Origin of the sequence: Desulfatibacillum aliphaticivorans DSM 15576 (assembly GCF_000429905.1) — a bacterium.
Taxonomy (GTDB): Bacteria; Desulfobacterota; Desulfobacteria; order Desulfobacterales; family Desulfatibacillaceae; genus Desulfatibacillum; species Desulfatibacillum aliphaticivorans.
In genome coordinates this window covers 1-17,040 of the sequence record NZ_AUCT01000030.1, presented here as the reverse complement: position 1 = coordinate 17,040, position 17,040 = coordinate 1, and the positions used below count along the sequence as shown (strand labels likewise).

19 protein-coding genes are annotated in these 17,040 nt (G+C 54.9%); 12 read left to right on the top strand and 7 right to left on the bottom strand.

What is annotated here, in order from left to right; genetic code table 11:
- Positions 1–239 precede the first annotated feature (239 nt).
- The 11 genes from G491_RS34455 (at position 240) to G491_RS34445 (ending at position 9,754) form a co-directional block, all read left to right on the top strand.
- Positions 240–857, top strand: coding sequence for a TetR/AcrR family transcriptional regulator (locus tag G491_RS34455; RefSeq protein WP_028316116.1), 618 nt, complete (start codon positions 240–242; stop codon positions 855–857).
- A gap of 62 nt (positions 858–919) precedes the next feature.
- Positions 920–1,315, top strand: a complete 396-nt coding sequence (locus tag G491_RS0122130) for an SCP2 sterol-binding domain-containing protein (RefSeq protein WP_012610978.1) — start codon at positions 920–922, stop codon at positions 1,313–1,315.
- Between the two features lie 15 nt (positions 1,316–1,330).
- The gene (locus G491_RS0122125) at positions 1,331–2,551 is read left to right on the top strand and encodes an acyl-CoA dehydrogenase family protein (RefSeq protein ID WP_028316115.1); all 1,221 of its coding nucleotides are present in this window, start codon (positions 1,331–1,333) and stop codon (positions 2,549–2,551) included.
- A gap of 39 nt (positions 2,552–2,590) precedes the next feature.
- Entirely contained in the window at positions 2,591–4,189 is a 1,599-nt protein-coding gene (locus tag G491_RS0122120) for an AMP-binding protein (protein ID WP_028316114.1), read from the top strand.
- Between the two features lie 17 nt (positions 4,190–4,206).
- Entirely contained in the window at positions 4,207–5,214 is a 1,008-nt protein-coding gene (locus G491_RS0122115) for a nitroreductase family protein (RefSeq protein ID WP_028316113.1), read from the top strand.
- A 16-nt stretch (positions 5,215–5,230) separates the two neighbouring features.
- Positions 5,231–6,472, top strand: coding sequence for a thiolase family protein (locus G491_RS0122110; protein ID WP_012610974.1), 1,242 nt, complete (start codon positions 5,231–5,233; stop codon positions 6,470–6,472).
- A gap of 140 nt (positions 6,473–6,612) precedes the next feature.
- Complete coding sequence (locus tag G491_RS0122105; RefSeq protein ID WP_028316112.1) at positions 6,613–7,236, top strand: cobalamin B12-binding domain-containing protein; 624 nt, start codon at positions 6,613–6,615, stop codon at positions 7,234–7,236.
- 35 nt (positions 7,237–7,271) lie between these two features.
- Positions 7,272–7,877 (top strand): hypothetical protein, encoded by a 606-nt coding sequence (locus G491_RS34450; protein WP_051327455.1) that lies wholly within the window; start codon positions 7,272–7,274, stop codon positions 7,875–7,877.
- A gap of 84 nt (positions 7,878–7,961) precedes the next feature.
- Positions 7,962–8,438, top strand: a complete 477-nt coding sequence (locus G491_RS0122095; protein ID WP_028316111.1) for a hypothetical protein — start codon at positions 7,962–7,964, stop codon at positions 8,436–8,438.
- 53 nt (positions 8,439–8,491) lie between these two features.
- On the top strand, positions 8,492–9,142 hold the full coding sequence (locus G491_RS0122090) for a cobalamin B12-binding domain-containing protein (protein WP_028316110.1): 651 nt from the start codon (positions 8,492–8,494) through the stop codon (positions 9,140–9,142).
- A 6-nt stretch (positions 9,143–9,148) separates the two neighbouring features.
- Entirely contained in the window at positions 9,149–9,754 is a 606-nt protein-coding gene (locus G491_RS34445) for a hypothetical protein (RefSeq protein ID WP_028316109.1), read from the top strand.
- 64 nt (positions 9,755–9,818) lie between these two features.
- Here G491_RS34445 and G491_RS32000 read toward each other — a convergent pair whose 3' ends face one another.
- The 7 genes from G491_RS32000 to G491_RS31990 form a co-directional block, all read right to left on the bottom strand.
- Positions 9,819–11,054, bottom strand: a complete 1,236-nt coding sequence (locus G491_RS32000) for a CNNM domain-containing protein (RefSeq protein ID WP_345917603.1) — start codon at positions 11,052–11,054, stop codon at positions 9,819–9,821.
- Positions 11,055–11,177: 123 nt separating this feature from the next.
- Entirely contained in the window at positions 11,178–12,140 is a 963-nt protein-coding gene (locus G491_RS0122075) for a calcium/sodium antiporter (RefSeq protein WP_028316108.1), read from the bottom strand.
- Between the two features lie 72 nt (positions 12,141–12,212).
- Complete coding sequence (locus tag G491_RS0122070; RefSeq protein ID WP_028316107.1) at positions 12,213–12,785, bottom strand: DUF2179 domain-containing protein; 573 nt, start codon at positions 12,783–12,785, stop codon at positions 12,213–12,215.
- Complete coding sequence (locus G491_RS0122065; protein WP_028316106.1) at positions 12,786–13,739, bottom strand: mechanosensitive ion channel family protein; 954 nt, start codon at positions 13,737–13,739, stop codon at positions 12,786–12,788.
- Positions 13,740–13,770: 31 nt separating this feature from the next.
- Positions 13,771–14,745: a zinc transporter ZntB gene (locus tag G491_RS0122060; protein WP_028316105.1), complete on the bottom strand. Its 975-nt coding sequence runs from the start codon at positions 14,743–14,745 to the stop codon at positions 13,771–13,773.
- 41 nt (positions 14,746–14,786) lie between these two features.
- The gene (locus G491_RS31995; protein ID WP_035219837.1) at positions 14,787–15,032 is read right to left on the bottom strand and encodes a lipopolysaccharide assembly protein LapA domain-containing protein; all 246 of its coding nucleotides are present in this window, start codon (positions 15,030–15,032) and stop codon (positions 14,787–14,789) included.
- A gap of 58 nt (positions 15,033–15,090) precedes the next feature.
- The gene (locus G491_RS31990) at positions 15,091–15,405 is read right to left on the bottom strand and encodes a glycogen-binding domain-containing protein (protein WP_028316104.1); all 315 of its coding nucleotides are present in this window, start codon (positions 15,403–15,405) and stop codon (positions 15,091–15,093) included.
- Between the two features lie 276 nt (positions 15,406–15,681).
- Here G491_RS31990 and G491_RS35985 point away from each other — a divergent pair, with 276 nt between their 5' ends.
- On the top strand, positions 15,682–16,053 hold the full coding sequence (locus G491_RS35985) for a hypothetical protein (RefSeq protein WP_169829498.1): 372 nt from the start codon (positions 15,682–15,684) through the stop codon (positions 16,051–16,053).
- Positions 16,054–17,040: the final 987 nt, after the last annotated feature.

Below are 17,040 nucleotides of genomic sequence, written 5' to 3'. Positions count from 1 at the left end.
TTTGATCGCCCGGACATTTTTTATTGACATTGAATAGATACTGTGGTTTGTTTTTAAACGAACAACGCCATTGTTCTTTTTTTTTGGCTCCGCGACCGACCAGGCGTCCGGTAAACAGGACGGCCGGCCGGTCGAGACCGCCAAACCCCGAAACGCTCATATTCACGCCTTGTTTTCACACCGGGCGCAAGGGGATTCTCCAAACCGAAACAAACATTCCAAGCCCATACGGAGCGCACATGCCCCCAATTCCCGAATTGGAAGAAATCCGCCGCAAGCAGATCATAGACGCCGCGCTGCTCACCATATCCAACAAAGGGTACGCCAAGGCCACCATGGCGGAAATCGCCCAGGCGGCCAATATGTCCAAGGGCGGGCTCGCCCATTATTTTAAAACCAAGCGGGAGCTTTTTCAGGAGGCATTCACCGAGTTTTACCGCATGATTTTTGAAAGGGTGGAGCGCGAGGCCGCAGAGATAGAAGATCCCCTGGACAAGCTCCTGGGTTTTGAAAGCCTGTTCGCCGCCGCCGATCCGGACGTGGTGTGGGGATACCCTCTCCTGTTTGACTGCATGTCCGTGGCCGGGCGCGATCCCGAGTATCGCGTGCTGTTCAGCGACTGGGTGGACAAATGGGTGGATCTTTTGTCCCGGATTATCCGGGAGGGCGTGGAGGCCGGCCTATTTTCGCCGCTCAAGCCCGAACCCATGGCCCGGGCCATATCCGCCGTGTACCAGGGGATAGCCACAAGATGGTTTTTGGCCAGGAAGGACCACAGCCGGGACTGGGCTTTGGAGTCGTATCATAACGCCATCCGGGGGCTTATGGCCCCTTATATAATTGCCAATCATACATAACCCTGCACATCGGTTTGGAGGGATCTCAACCTTGCCGAGCCGGATAAACAAAAGGAGGAGACATGCCAGTATTTGAAAGTACGGAAAAAATGTACGAAGTCCTGGGGGGGCTGTTTACCGGTTTGATGAACGACGAGGAAGTTTTTGAAAAGGCCTTGAAAGCCAATATCACCATTTTGTTCAATATTTCCGAGCCAAACGGCCAGATTTGGCTGGATCCAAAAAGCCAGGGCGTCATTTGCGGCAAGGCCGACCTCAAGCCGGACGTCACCATGGAGCTCTCCGGCGACACCTGCCATCATTTTTGGCTGAAAAACATTTCCTTGCCCGTGGCCATCGCCAAGAGAAAGGTCAAAACCAAGGGGCCTCTGCCCAAGGTGCTCAAGCTCCTGCCCCTGCTCAAGCCCGCCCACGAAGCCTATCCCGAAATCGCCAAGGCCAACAACCTTCCCCTCTAATCCAAGGAGCCCTGGATGACTTACAACGAACTCAACATTGACCTCACGGAAGAACAGATCGCCCTGAAACGGGAGACTCACAAATTCGCCAAGGAAGTAATGCGGCCTGCGTCCATTGAACTGGACCAGTTGGCCGATCCCGAGGAAGTCATCAAAAGCCCGGTTTATTGGAACGTCATGAAAAAAGGCTACGAGCTGGGCTATCACTCCATTTTCATCCCGGACACCTGGGGCGGCATGGGCCTGGATCCCCTGGACGTGCATATCGTCCTGGAGGAGCTTGGCTGGGGCGCGGGCGGCATGGCCATCGGCCTGTGCGTGGGATGCTTCCCGGCGTTTTTCAGCTCCATGGTTCCTACGGACAAACTCATCGACGACGTCATACTGCCGTTCTGCGAATGCGACGACGCCTCCTTTATCGGATGCTGGGGCATCACCGAGCCCGAGCACGGCACAGACACCCTGTCTCCGGGCACGGAAATGTTTTCCAATCCGGACATCTCCTGCGACGTCAAGGCCCGTCTGGACGGCGACGAATGGGTGATTTCCGGCCAGAAATCCGCCTGGGTCTCCAACGGAACCGTGGCAACCCACTGCCTGTGCTTTTTGACCATCGAGCCTTCCATGGGCATGGCCGGCGGCGGCATCTGCGTGATTCCCACGGACCTGCCCGGCGTCCGAAAAGGCAAGCCCCTGGACAAAATGGGCCAGCGCGACCTGAACCAGGGGGAATTGTATTTCGATAATGTGCGCATTCCCAGGGATTATATGATGGTGGACCAGGAAGCCTACGACGGCATTCTGGATCTTACCCTGGCCACGGCCAACGCGTCCATGGGCGCCATCTTTACGGGCGTGGCAAGGTCGGCTTTCGACCTGGCTTTGGATTACTCCAAAAAGCGCATCCAGGGAGGCAAGCCCATTTTTCAGCACCAGATGATCAAGCACAAGCTGTTTTCCATGTTCATGAAGGTGGAAGCGGCCCGCGCCTTGTCCCGGGCCGCCTTTGTGTACAACCTGAACAATTCGCCGCCTTTGACCGAGTACTCCATCGCCTCCAAGGTCTTTTGCACTCAGACCGCTTTGGAAGTGGCCAACGACGCGGTGCAGATTTTCGGCGGCGTCGGCTTGAGCAAGGAGTATCCCATTGAAAAGATTTTCAGGGACGCCCGGGCCTCTTTGATCGAGGACGGCGCCAACGACACCCTGATGATCACGGCGGCGCACCATTTTTAAGGAGTCATCTATTCACGCAAGTTAAATAAGGGGGAAATTATGCCAGGCAATTTGGAAAGTCTGCCCATTTATCAACTGGTGGGCGCCAAGGACATCGACCCGGATAAAACCGCCTACATTTTCGTCCGGGACGACGGCAGCGATGAAGTCATCTCCTACGGCGCTCTATTCGACAACGTCAACCGCATGTCCCGCGCCCTGAAAAGCGCAGGAATAGGCAAGGGCGACGCCTTCGCCCTCATCATGCGGAACCATGCGGAGTTCCTTTACGCCTTGTTCGGCGCCTTGTCCATCGGGGCGGTGGCCGTGCCCGTGGACCCCAGGTCCGTAGGCCGCAAACTGTCCTTTCAGATCAACAACACCAAGTGCAAAGGCGTGATCGTGGAGGATAACCTGGTGGGCTCCATTCGGGAGGTGGAGAGCGACATCAAAGGCGCGCCTGTGATCGGAGTCTTGTACAAGAACCACCACGGCGTAGCGCCCATGGACGACTACCCGGCCCTTAACGAGGTTCTGGAATCCCAAAGCCCGGACCTGCCAGACGACCTGCCGCCTTTGGATTTCGCCGCGCCCGCCCAGATCATCCACACCTCGGGCACCACGGGCGATCCCAAGGGCGTGGTTTTGAAGGCCGACAGGTACATGATCTACTCCCTGTTGGGACAGATCATCTGGCAATACGACGACTCGGACGTCCTTTACACCGGCCTGTCCATGACCCATGGCAACGCCCAATCGGTCACGGTCATCCCAAGCCTATCCAAGGGCATACCCGCCGTGGTTTCCGAACGCTTCACCAAAAGCAAGCTGTGGGACATCTGCCGCAAATACGGGTGCACGTCCTATTCGCTCTTGGGCGGCATGATGGCCGGCATTTACAACGAACCTCCCAAGGAAAACGACGGCGACAACCCCGTGGTCCGGGTGATCAGCGCGGGCACGCCCCTGGCTATTTGGGAGGCCTTTGAAAAACGGTTTAACGTCAAGATCCACGAATGGTACGGCGCTGTGGAAGGCGGCCTGGCCCATCAGCCTCCCGGGACCGGCGCCATCGGCTCTTTCGGCAAACCGCCCGAAGCCCTCATCGAAATGAAAGTGGTGGACGAAAACGACGAGGAAGTTCCTCCCGGCCACCTGGGCGAGTTGGTTTCCAGGATGAAAAGCGGCGAAACCACCGTGGAGTATTACGGAAAAAAGGAAGCCTCGGCGGAAAAAACCCGGGGCGGCTGGCTTAGAAGCGGGGACATCTGCCACACGGACAAGGACGGCAACTTTTATTTTGACTTCCGCAAGGGCGGCGGGCTTCGCAGGCAGGGCGATTTTATTCAGCCCGACTACGTGGAGCGCATCATCGGCGAGCACGAGTCCGTATCCGAAGTCTGCGTGTACGGCATTCCCGCCTCCACGGGAGCGCCCGGAGAGTCCGATCTGGTGGCGGCCGTCGCCCCGTTTGAGGGAGGCCGGGTGGACGTGGAAGCCGTCAAAGCCCTGTGCCTGGAAAAGCTGGAGAAAAACGCCGTGCCGTCCTATTTTCAGTTGGTGGACGAAATTCCCAAGACCATCAGCGAAAAGGCCCTGGACCGGGTGTTGAAGGATAATTTCGCCCCCGACGCGGAAAACGTGACGGCGGTGTTTTGATTTAAGGGAGAAGAGCAATGTTTGACAATTGGAAGCAAGCCTACCTGCCGGACTCCACCTTTCCCGATCGCAAGGTGGATAAGGAATTATGCAGCCGATGCAAACGCTGCTACGAAGCATGCCCAACTTTCGGCCTGGACCTGGACGAAGAAGGCTATCCCGTACCCATCGGCTACGGCGGCATGGAGCAGGCCTGCCTGAATTGCTGGAACTGCGTGGCCGTCTGCCCCACGGGCGCCATGCAAATGGACGGCCCCTACAAGGTGGAGCTAGGGCCCTTCAAAACCCAGCTACAAGGCGCCATGGCCTATCCCGACCCCTTGGGCCTGGACGGAACAAGACCTTACGAGGATTTTTGCGAAGATCTGACCCCGGTGGAGCGCACCATCTATGAACGCCGCTCCAACCGCCTGTTCAAGAAAAAGCCGGTGCCCAAGGAGTTGATCAAGCGCGTTTTGGAAGCCGGGCGTTTTGCGCCCTCCGCCGGAAACTGCCAGCCCTACAAATTCATTGTGATCACCAACAAAAACGCCATCAAGACCATAGAACGCGAGGCCATGAAGACCCTCAAGTTCTTCAAGAACCTGTACCACAACAAGGACGGTAAAAAGCCCGCGTGGAAAACCGCTTTGTTCACCGCTCTCAGTCAGGTGATGGTCAATGAAATGGACCCCCGGCCTTACACCGCCGTGGAAAAGGCCGAGCGCTGGGACGACGCCATTTACTGGGACTGTCCGGCCATGATCATGCTTTTGAAAAACACCCACGGCATCAGCAATCCGGATCTGGACCTGGGCATCTGCGCCCAGAACATGGTCCTGGCGGCTCATTCCCTGGGCCTGGGCACGTGCTACATCAGCCTGTCCATCAAGCCCTTGCACTACCCGCACATGAAATCATTCAAAAGAAAACTGGGCGTAACGCCCCCATGGGAGCCTGTGACCTCCATCGCCCTGGGATACCCCAAAGGCAAGATAGACGCAGCGGTCAAAAGGGACTCGCCCATGGTAGATTGGATCGAATAGGAGGGAGACTTTTTTTATGGAAAACGTTTACATCATCGGCCTTGGGATGATCCGGTTTCAAAAATACCCGGACCGGACCGTCCGCGACATGGCCCAGGAGGCGACCAACCTGGCCCTGGCCGACGCAGGCATTACCAAGGAAGACCTGACCGCAGCGTACTTCTCCAACACCTTTTGGGGAATGTACACCAACCAGCATTCCATCCGGGGCCAGTGCATTCTGCGCTCCATGGGCATTGGCTGCATCCCCGTAACCAACGTGGAAAACGCCTGCGCGGGCGCGTCCACGGCTTTGAATCTGGCGGTCATGGGCGTCAAGTCCGGCGCCCACGACGTGGCCCTGGCCTTGGGATCGGAAAAAATCACCCACGAAAACAAGGGATTCGCCCTGGGCGCCTACGCCTCGTGCATGGACCTGGAGCGGATCGAGGATTCCATCAAGCTCTTTGAGGAAATGGGCAAGCGCCTGAGCTCCGGCCAGGCGGACCAGGACGGCGCACCCGGCGAAGGCCGCAGCATCTTTATGGACGCCTACGCCATGGGATGCCGGTGGCACATGCAGACTTTCGGCTCCACCCAGGAGCAATTGGCGCTCATTTGCTCCAAGAACCATTTTCATGGGTCCCTGAACCCTTTGGCTCAATATCAGTCCGTGATGACGCCCGAAGAGGTTCTGGCTGACAAAAAGGTGGCCTATCCCCTGACCCGCGCCATGTGCGCGCCCGTGGGCGACGGCGCGGCGGCGGCCATCGTGTGCTCGGAAAGCTATTTGAAAAAACTGAAAGACCCCAGGCCCGTGAAGATTCTGGCCTCCATTCTGGGAACCGGGCGGGATCGGGATCTGGACGGCGAGGACATCGGCGAGCGGCTGGTCAAGATCGCTTACGATAAGGCGGGAGTCGGCCCCCGGGACATCAGCCTTGCCGAATTGCATGACGCCACCACCTACGGCGAACTGCACCAGACCGAAGCCATGGGATTCTGCCCCATGGGCGAAGGAGGCCCCTGGGCCGAAACCGGCGCCACCCGCCTGGGAGGCAAGCAGCCCGTGAACACCTCGGGCGGTTTGGAATGCCGCGGCCATCCCATCGGCGCCTCGGGCCTGGCCCAGATTTACGAACTGGGCATCCAGCTTCGGGGAGAAGCGGGCCAGCGGCAGGTTGAAGGGGCGCGCCTAGGCCTGGCCGAAAACGGCGGCGGCAACATCGGCGTGGAGGAAGCGGCCATGTGCATTCACATCCTGGAAAAGGCCAACTAAAAGGTTTTTATTCGTTGTATAATCAATCCCCCGTTTCCTTTCTTGAGGAGGCGGGGGATTTGTTGTTTTAGATCCTCCGGCACAATTGATGCATAAAAGTTCCTTTTGAAAATCTCCCTTTCTCAAAAAAGGAGCGGATCATGATAACGGAAGATTTATACAACGAGTATTTCAATCATCTCCTGGGCGGCCGGCGGATCGAATGCACTCGCATCGTGCAAGGCCTGCTTGATCAAAGAATCGATATTAAAGAGCTATATGTCGATTTGTTTCAGAAAAGCCTTTATGAAACAGGACGCCTTTGGGAAACCAACAAAATTTCCGTCGCCAGGGAGCATCTGGTCACCGCCATTACGGAAAACCTTCTGAATTTGGTCTATCCTCGCTTATTTCATGAAGAAAAAAACGATAAAAAAGCCGTGATCTCATGCACCGCCAACGAGTTCCACCAAATCGGCGGCAAAATGGCCGCAGACATACTTGAGACCCATGGATGGAGTTCCTATTTTTTAGGGGCAAACACTCCTTTGGATCATATGCTTGCTTTCATAGACGAGGTGAAGCCTGATCTTGTGGGCATGTCGTTAAGCGTCTACTTTAACATGCCTTCACTGATACAAGGTATTGAGGCCGTAAAGGCGGAGTTCGGCAGTCTTGATATCGCCGTAGGCGGGCAAGGTCTTAACTGGGGCGGGGCGGATAAAATCAAAAAATATGCCAACACTTTTTGTGTGTTTTCCTTGGCGGAACTAGAAAAAATATAAATAATGCAACGAGTTAAATGAGGTATAGGGCGGCTATGAAACTCAAGGCCTTTTATGACTACATCAACAGCAGCGGGACGCTTCTTTTTTTCAGGCTGGATTCGGAAGGCCGCATCCTGTCAATGAATCAATGCGCCTGTCAAATCTGTGGCGAACATGTCATGGGGGAACCATTTCAAAACATTATCCTGGATTTTCAAAACATTTTTAATATCCGGGAGATTGCAAAGGGCTCTGAGTGTGAAAAACCGTTTAGTATTCAAACCGTCCAGGGCGGCCCCGAGACATATTTATTGAAATTTACGCCCGCCGAGGATGATATTCTGGTTTTTGGCCGTAAGGATTTTGATGAAATGGAGCTATTGAAGACAGAGGTTATGTCATTGAATCAGGAGTTGGGAAATCTTAGCCGGACGCTTCATAAAAAAAATGCTGAATTGCAGAACGCCCTGGATCATGTAAAGACCCTGCAAGGCATTATTCCTATTTGCATGCACTGCCACAAGATTCGTGATGAAAAACAGATTTGGGATCGACTTGAAAAATATTTGACCGAACACACTTATGCAGAATTAAGCCATAGCATCTGCCCTGAGTGCCTTGAAAGGCTATACCCTGATATTGATGATGATGAATGCTGATTTCGCTGTTAGATGTTCATCTCCATGCGATGCCCGGAAAAGGATAAACAAACAGAGGGGATGCTAAAATCCAAGGAGAACGCCATGAAGGAACAAATCATGAAGACGGCCGGGGAACTTATTCAACCTTCCAAAGATATTGCCCGGGCTTTTTCACAAAAGCGCGATCAATTTGCCGCTCAAGGGAACCAGCTTATGGGGGAACGGCCTGATCTGGAAAAATTGACGGGAAAGGGTAATCGCCAAATGGCCGAGGACAATAACCGCAATTTCGCCAGATTCATGGAGTCCATGTTTTTGAATTATGACCCCAATGTTTTGGTGGAAACGGTTCTTTGGGTTTTCCGCGCCTACCGGGCGCACGGTTTTCAGACAACCTATTGGGCTGCGAATTTAAATATTTGGCTTGATTTGCTTGAACAATCGTTGACAAGGGAAGAATTTAACGCCATCTCTCCATTTTATAATTGGCTGATCGTCAATATACCTGTTTTTGTCGCACTCACGGATGAGACCGGCGGAAATGGCACGCCTTTGCCGGAAAGATTTAGGCACAATTAATGCATAATATATCCGCAAATAAATCCATCTTAATTCAATAAAGGAACGGACCGATGATATCGGAAAATGTCTACAACAATTACCTGGATCATCTCCTGGGCGGCCGCCGCGCCCAGTGCGCACGCGTAGTGCAAGAGTTGCTGGACCAGGAGATTGCAATCAAGGACCTTTATTCAGGCCTGTTCCAGGAAAGCCTTTACGAAACCGGGCGTCTTTGGGAGAGGAACAAAATATCGGTCGCCAGGGAGCATTTGGTCACCGCCATTACCGAAGGCTTGATGAATCTGGTCTATCCCGCTTTGTTCGGGAAGGAAAAAAACGGAAAAAGCGCTGTTGTTTCCTGCGTTCCCAACGAACCGCATCGAGTGGGGGCGAAAATGGCGTCGGACGTTTTCGAACTACACGGATGGAGCGTCTACTTCCTGGGCGCCGATACTCCCATAGATGATTTGCTCCACTTTGTGGACAGGGTGAAACCCGACCTGGTGGGGTTGTCGTGCAGTGCGTATTTTAACTTCCCCAATCTGATACTAGAGATAGAGGCGTTAAAGGCCGAGTTCGCATCCCTGGACATCGCCGTGGGCGGCCGAGTGCTCGCCATAGAAAACCTTGACAGCATCAACAAATACCCCAACACCATGTGCATCCACTCATTACCGGAGTTGGAGGACATGCTGCAATCCAGTCGTTTTGTCGTTGCTTGAGGCCCAATGAATTTCAGCGCCTTTCACGAATACCTGAACGGCCCTGCGCCGGTTCTCTTTTTTCGGCTGGATGGGCAAGGCCGCGTCTTGTCAATGAACAACTACGCCTGTCAAATTTGCGGCGACCTGACCGCGGGAACGCCTTTTCAGGATATTCTCATTGATTTTCAGGAGGTTTTCGACTTTCAAAAAATCGCCCATTCCCGCGCGAAAGAAAACTTGTTGAGCCTCCAAACAGTCTCAGGCCATCCCAAAAGTTACCTGTTCGTGTTCAAGCGTCTGGGAAACCTGGTGCTGGCCTTTGGGCGTCCCGATATACAAGAACTGGAGATGCTTCGTACGGAAATGGTTGCTTTAAACCAGGAATTGGGAAATTTGACTCGGGACCTTCACAAGAAGAATGCAGAATTGCAACACGCCCTGGATCACGTTAAAACGTTGCAGGGCGTCATTCCCATTTGCATGCACTGCCATAAGATTCGCAACGAAAAGCAGGTTTGGGACAAGCTGGAAGAATACCTTATCGAGAAAGCGGACGTTGATTTGAGCCACAGCATTTGCCCGGAGTGCATGGAAAAGCTCTATCCCGAAGACGGCGATGACGAGTGCTGAGTTCAGCATGCCGGCCAACCTTCCGTCAACATGGCTCGGGCTCAGCTTGCTCCCTGCCGGCTCTCTATGTTTTCAGGTTGCAGGATGGCTGGTTTGCATCCATGTTGTTTGAATCCTTGCCGGCTGCGTCCACGTCCAGGCCCATGGCTTTGGCCCGTTTGCTCCACTGCTTGCGGGCAAGGGCCTGCATGTCCTTGACCTCGTCCATTTCGTCCATGATTTCCATACCCAACAGGGTTTCCACCACGTCCTCCAGGGTGACAAGGCCTTTGGTTCCGCCGTAGGTTCCGGCCACCAAAGCAATGTGCTGGCGCTTATCCAAAAACAATTCCAGCAAGCCGGAGATGGGCGCGTCCTTGGCGACGACAGGCATCTCCCGCTTCAGACTTTCCAGGGAGACGTCCACCTGGCCTTTGGCCATGGCCAGCAGCAGGTCGTCCTTGAGGACGAAGCCGGTGATGTCGTCCACGTTTTCCCCATAGACGGGCAGGCGGGAAAAAGGCGCGTCCCCGCAACGTTCCAGGGCCTGGGCTATGGTCAATCTGTTGGGCAGGGCGGATATGACCATGCGGGGAGTCATGATGTCCTCAGCCTTCAGGAACTCCAGGCGAAACAAGTTGCGGATGATCCGGGACTCCCGCTCGTTGATGTGCCCGGATTCCGCCCCAACCCCGGCCATGGCGATGAACTCCTCCCGGCTGAACACGTGGATGTCAGCATTCCGGGCGATGACCTTGGTCAACTGCTCGGAAATGAGGATCAGGGGATACAAACAGAAGATCAAGGCGCGGACGAATTTGGCCGTAAGGCCGGACAGGCTGCGCCAGTAAACGGCCCCCAGGGTTTTGGGAATGATCTCGGAGAAAAACAGGATCATCAGGGTCATGACCGCGGAAAACACCCCGAACCACGCACTGCCGAAAACGGCCGTGGCCTTGGCGCCCGAGCCGATGGCGCCCACCGTGTGGGCGATGGTGTTCAGCGTCAGGATAGCGGCCAGGGACCGGTCCACGTCGTCCTGCTTGAGCTTTTTCAGCAAGGCTGCCTTTTTGGGGGCTTTTTTCTCCATTCCGGCGATAAAGGAAGGCGTTACACTTAATAGCACGGCCTCGGCCACGGAGCACATAAAGGAAAACACCAGGGCCAAAAGCACGTAAAGGACCAAAAGCGCCGCGTCGGATTGCGAAGCCTGGGCCGGCGCCCCGGTCGTATCGGCGATCCCCATGGCGAAAGCCGCTCCGCTCAGTACTATGAGTATAAAAAAAAGAAGCGCATTGAATATGATTCTATGTTTTTTCACTCGGGACAAGAGGCTTTCTTCCTAAACCATAAAAAGTGCATAAACGCATAATAACCCAAATTAATTTTCACTTCCTGATTCCGCAAAAAACAGCGGAAGGCCAACCTGTTGCATCCGACGGCCTTAGGATGAGGTTATTTTAAACCATAAGTACGCTGCGAATGCAAAGACAAAGACAGCTCCCTCCCACCGGTCAATGCTTCTTTTTTTCCCGGTGAACATAAACAGGAAAAGAGCCAGGCTGGCCAGGGCTACGGCCGCGTTGTCCAGAAAATCCCCCGGGCTGAGGGGGGCGGGGCGTATGGCCGCGCTGACGCCCAATACGAGAAACACATTGAAGATATTGGATCCCACCACATTGCCCACGGCCATGCCGATCCTGCCCCGGTAGGCGGCCATCAGGGATGACGCCAGTTCCGGCAGGGACGTCCCTGCCGCCACGACGGTCAGGCCCACCAGAGACTCGCTCATGCCCAGCTTTTTGGCCAAGACCACAGCGGACGCCACAAAAATCCGTCCGCCCAGGATGAGAAGCACCATGCCGCCGGCGATGAATCCGGACATGAGGAGCCCGGACATTTTCTCCGGAGGGCTTTTCCCGGTCTCCTGGAGCTCCCCGGAAGATTTGGCGATGGAAAAGGTATAATACAGAAAGATAGCGAAGAAGCACAGCAGGACATATCCGTCAAAGCGGGTGAGAGCGCCGATCGTGTCAGGGCATCCGGCCGCGGGTTCGGCCAGGAGAAAAACCGCGGCGCAGGTGAGCAGTAAAAAGGGAATGCCTTTCCAGACGGTGTTCTTATCCACCTCCAATGGAGTGATTAGGGAGGATGCCCCCAAGATGACAAGAATGTTGAACAGGTTGCTGCCAAGCACGTTGGAGACGGCCAGGGCCGTGCTGCCTTGAACGGCCGAAACCACGCTCACGATCAACTCAGGGCCCGAGGTGCCGAAAGCCACGATGGTCAGCCCCACCACCAGTTCGGAGATATTAAAGCGCCGGGCCAGGGCCGAGCCTCCGCGAACCAGGATCTCCGCCCCTAGGATAAGCAATGCCAATCCGCCCGCCATACCCAGGATAAACATGTCACCCCTTCGGCCGATGGGTCTCACGGCCCCTGACCGCTGGAAGAAAGATAACCGGAACGGCTCCCGCCCTTACTTTTTTTTCAAAACCGCTCTCCAGCCGGTGGGCGGCGCCATGAACGGCCTGATCACCTTGCTGACGCTTCCGGCCCTTTCCGTGATATAAAAAGCCTCCGGATCGACCGACTTGATCATGGCGATGATGGCCCCCACGTCCCTGCGCCTGCAGACAATGAACAACTGCATGACCGGGCCTTCCAGGCCCTCCCCCGCAAAGGTGGTGACCTCGTAGCCTCGCCCCCGAATCAGTGAGGCCATTTCCCTTCCGTTTTTTATGGAAATGGCCCGCAGTATCATGTGCCCGGCCGCCATCCACCGCTCCAACTTGATTCCCGCGAAATTGCCGGAGGCGAAGCCCAGGGCGTAAAAGAAAATCAGGCCCGGCCGGTCCTTGATGAGGGGCACGACCGTGGATATGACGGACAGCCAGATAAAGACCTCAAAAAAGCCCAGGCAAAAGGAAATCCAGGTTTTGCCCTGGACGATCATGATGGTTCGTATGGTGCCCAATGACACGTCCACAATGCGCAGGCAAAAAATAAGCGCTCCCTGGACAATGAGAGGCAGGTCCGTAAAGAATTCCATTTACTTGACTTTCTGATAATCCTTTGATTCCAAATTTTCCGTGGAAACAACCTGGTCGACCGCCACGGGCGGACTTGCGGAGCCCCAGTATAGGGTCTGGTGGGGAAAGGGGATCTCCACGCCTTTTTGGTCAAACGCCTTTTTCAGGCGGCGCAAATATTCCCTTTTCACCACCCACTGCTTCAGGGGTTTGGTCTTGAGGCGGGCCTTGATGACTACGGCGCTGTCCCCGAAGGCGTCCACGCCCAGCAATTCGAAAGGCTCCAGGAGCAGGGGGGAGATTTCGGGGTCCGCGGCCAGGTCCCCGGCGATTTCCTCCATGATGGCGGAAACGGAGTCCGTGTCCTCCTTGTACGCCACGCCAATGTCAAAGACGGCGGCGGACCAACCCTTTGTGAGGTTGGACATGGAGTTGATCTTCCCGTTCTGAAACATATGGATGACGCCTTGGGGGTCTCTCAGGGAGGTGGTCCTCAAGCCGATATTCTCCACCACGCCCGTGGCGCCGTTTATGGAGGCCACGTCGCCTGTTCGGATATGGTTTTCCAGCAGGATGAAAAAGCCGGAGATGACGTCCCTCACCAATTCCTGCGCCCCGAACCCCACCGCCAGGCCGGCGATGCCGGCGCCCGCTATCAGGGGGGCTATGTCCACCCCGATCTTCTTCAGGATCAGCATGCCCACCATGGTCCAGAGGACGATTTTCACCAGGGTGGTGAGAACCCGCGTCAGGGTTTCCAGCCTGCGGTCCGCCTCGTCGGAATCAATACGCCCGCTGGATTTCATTCTCTCCGCCATGAACACCTTGACCCGTTTCATGCCGAAGCCGAAACTTTTCAGGGCGATGACGGCCAGGATCAGAATGAACAAAATAGACGGGACGGAGGTTATGAACCATAATCCCGTTTTCTGAATTATCGTCTGCCAGAAGTTTGCATCCAGCCATTGATCCATAGTTGGTTGCTCCACTATTTTTCAGGGGCTTTCAGAGCCACCTCATGCGTTTGAAAACAAAAAGCAGGACGCCGCCCAGAAACAACAGAAAAATGCATACGATCAAAAAGGCCCAGCGGTAATCCGCCCCGGGAATTCCGCCCACGTTTATGCCCAAAAGCCCGGTCAAAAGCCCTAACGGCAAAAATATGGCCGCCACCACGGATAAAATCAGCATGGCGCGATTCATTTCCTCGGCGAGGCGGTTTCCCAACTCCTCCTGGGTGACTGCGGCCCGGTCCCTGGCCGCGTCCATGTCCTCCACAAAACGGGCCGTGCGCTCCGCATCCTCCCGGATTTCCATTTTGTGGAGTTCATTAAGGATGGGGCTTTTTTCGTTTTGCAGCCTTAAAAGAATGTCCCGCTGCGGGGCGATGTACCGCCGGAGGGCGATGGCCTGCCTCCGTATCCTGGAAACCTGGGGCCGCAAGCCCCTGGCGTCCGACTCCAGGACGGCCTCTTCCATCTGATCCGCCAGGTCGTCTATCTCGTAGATCACGTCCCCCATGCGGTCCGTGATGCGGCTGCATACAAAGGTGAAAAATTCCCCGGGATTTTTAGGCCCGTCTCCTTCCTCCAAAGCGGTTGCCGCGTCCTGGACGGCCATGACCCTTCTGTGGCGCATGGATATAATCCTGCCGGGCTCCAGCAGCATCCTCAGGGCCACCATGTCTTCCGGGTCGGAGCCCGGATTGGCGTTGATTCCCCGCAGAATAATAAGGAGGTCCTCTCCATGCCCCACGCAACGCGGCCGGGTTTCATCCGCTATCAACCCCTGCACCACAATGGGATTGAGGCCGCTTTTTTCATCCAGCCACGCCATGGCGTTCGGGTCGCGAAAATCCACATGGAGCCACAAAATCCCCTGGTCGGGCGTCCACCGCAGAATATCCTCCCATCCCACGCTTCGGCCCCCGCCTTGGCCGTCAAGCAAATAGGCGTATATCAACCCGCTGCTGTCTTGCATTCATCCCCCGCGTCAAATAAAATAGGCGTCTCTCCTATGACTCAGGTGCTTTCGGCGTCAGCCTGTTCTTTCACCTTGTCTTTGCCGGCGCCCTCTTTCTTTTTTGTGATTCGGAGCGGGAGCCACCCAACGATAAGCCCTAATGCGAACACGCAACACAGCACCAGAGCCCGGGATGCCTCTGCGCCCCAGAACAAAAAGCGCACCTCCACAACCTCTGCATTTTGAACCACAAAAGTGACGAACAACAAGCCTATCAGAATTCGCACAACATTTTTGACGGTCATTCACAAGCTCCGTTGCTGACTATCGGCTTTCATGCAATCCCAAGGCTGTGAGCGGGGATCAGACTTCCAGCACATGATTTTCCGTGCCGAACTCGTTGGTGCAGGTCTCTTCCGTGTCCGGGTTCAGAGCCCAGTCGCCGTCCACCAGAAATTTGTACTCGCAACGGCCCGGGGCGACCATGACAATCTTTTTCCACAACCCGGTTTTATCCAGCTTCATGGGATGCTTCTTGGCGTCCCAGCCGTTAAAATCTCCGGCGACCGAAACCTCTTTGGCCTCGGGAGCTCTCATAAAAAAAGTCACTCTTTTCTTTGCAGACGCATTTTTGGCGGACTTTGCTTTGCCGCCGGTCTCCATCTTCTTTTTGGCCATGGTTCAGACCTCCTTTTGCCTGTCCTGAACAGGGTCGGCGTCGACCCGAAAAAGCCTTGCGCTCCCAATACGGCCCCTAATCCCTGATGGTATCTTGCAATTTCTTAAATATACGCCCGCCAATGCATGGTGTCAAAAAAGATTCGTGTTAGGGCGAGGTGTATTTATTCGTCTCCCGCGAAGGCGCCATGAACCGAACGCGCGAAAGCGCGGCAGGCCGCCATTGACAAAATGCCGGATCTATTGCACTGTTTGCGTGACTCATAAAGAGAAATTTTGCCTGGATCGCCATACAATTTTTCCGGGGACTTTACCTTGTTTAAGCGGCACGCCATCTCTCATTCCTTGGTATCCGAAGCCTTGTTCGGATTAACTCCTTTTCGTGGCCCATTAGGCAGGGCCGCCCGTACTTCTTGCGACGGCCGGTTGACCGCCGCCTCCATGGACCGGGTCGCCGAATCCGCCAGCCAATACGGTTACGGCTACGACGCCCTCGGCAGGAGAACCAGCGTAACCAACAGCGGGAATGCCTCTGACGAGCCTGCGTTTAATATCTATGGGTATAACTCCAGAAATGAGTTGACCTCCTCCAAACGCTACCTTGGGACCAGCATTCTTGATACAGCCAGGTCAGTTGATGATGAGTGACTTTTGGGGACGTCTTTGACTAATTGACTAAGTCCAGAGGGGCTTTCACGACTTCAGGGGACGTGTTTAAGAAATAAAGAAACTCTGTGGTATATTGATTTTGTAAGATGTTTGAGGCGGTTGGATTGGTTGGCAAGCCCCCTGAGAGGGGCCTGAAACATAAAATTTCGGTTTTCGCCCGCGCGCAGGGAAGCGGTTTTTTTCCGATTCCTTTAAAGACGATGCGGAGAAGGATGAGGCGGAGGTATGCATTCCCACGTGCAACATGGGAGCGAGTCGGAAAAACATGAACAACAAAAAAACATAAACCACGGAAAACACGGAAGCCACGGAAAGATCGTTTTCTGTGTTTTCCGTGTCTTCCGTGGTTAACATTGTTGTTTTAAAGGCCAGGGACGCTGGATTCCCGACAGGGACGCTCGGGAATGACGATCCCCCCCATCCTGACCTTCCCCCGCCAGCGGGGAAGGAATGGACAGGCACAGGGACCTGTCCCTACAAAATAAGGATGCCGCTTCGCGGCGTTTATTTGGGTAGGAAGATGGGCAGGCCAAAGGCGGCATTCCAGCCGATTAATTCCGTCATCCTCGCGAACGAGGGGACCAAGCGTCGTTGTCTTTCTTTGTTGGGTGGCCGCGGCAGCGTCTTTGTTTTATGCTGCCGGGGTCCGTAAGGACTCTTTTTTCAAAAGGCAAAGGCTTGCATACATCCCGCAAAGCATGAACCACGGAAAACACGGAAGCCACGGAAGGGTCGTTTTCAGTGTTTTCCGTGTCTTCCGTGGTTAACATTGTTGTTTTAATGGTCAGGGACGCTGGATTCCCGACAGGGACGCTCGGGAATGACGATCCCCCCCATCCTGACCTTCCCCCGCCAGTGGGGAAGGGACTTTATAGGATGCCGCTTCGCGCCGGAATTTGTTGGGTTTCGCAAGCTCTACCCAACCTGTTATGGGTAATACGTGTCAAGAGGCAAAACCGCTCCCTG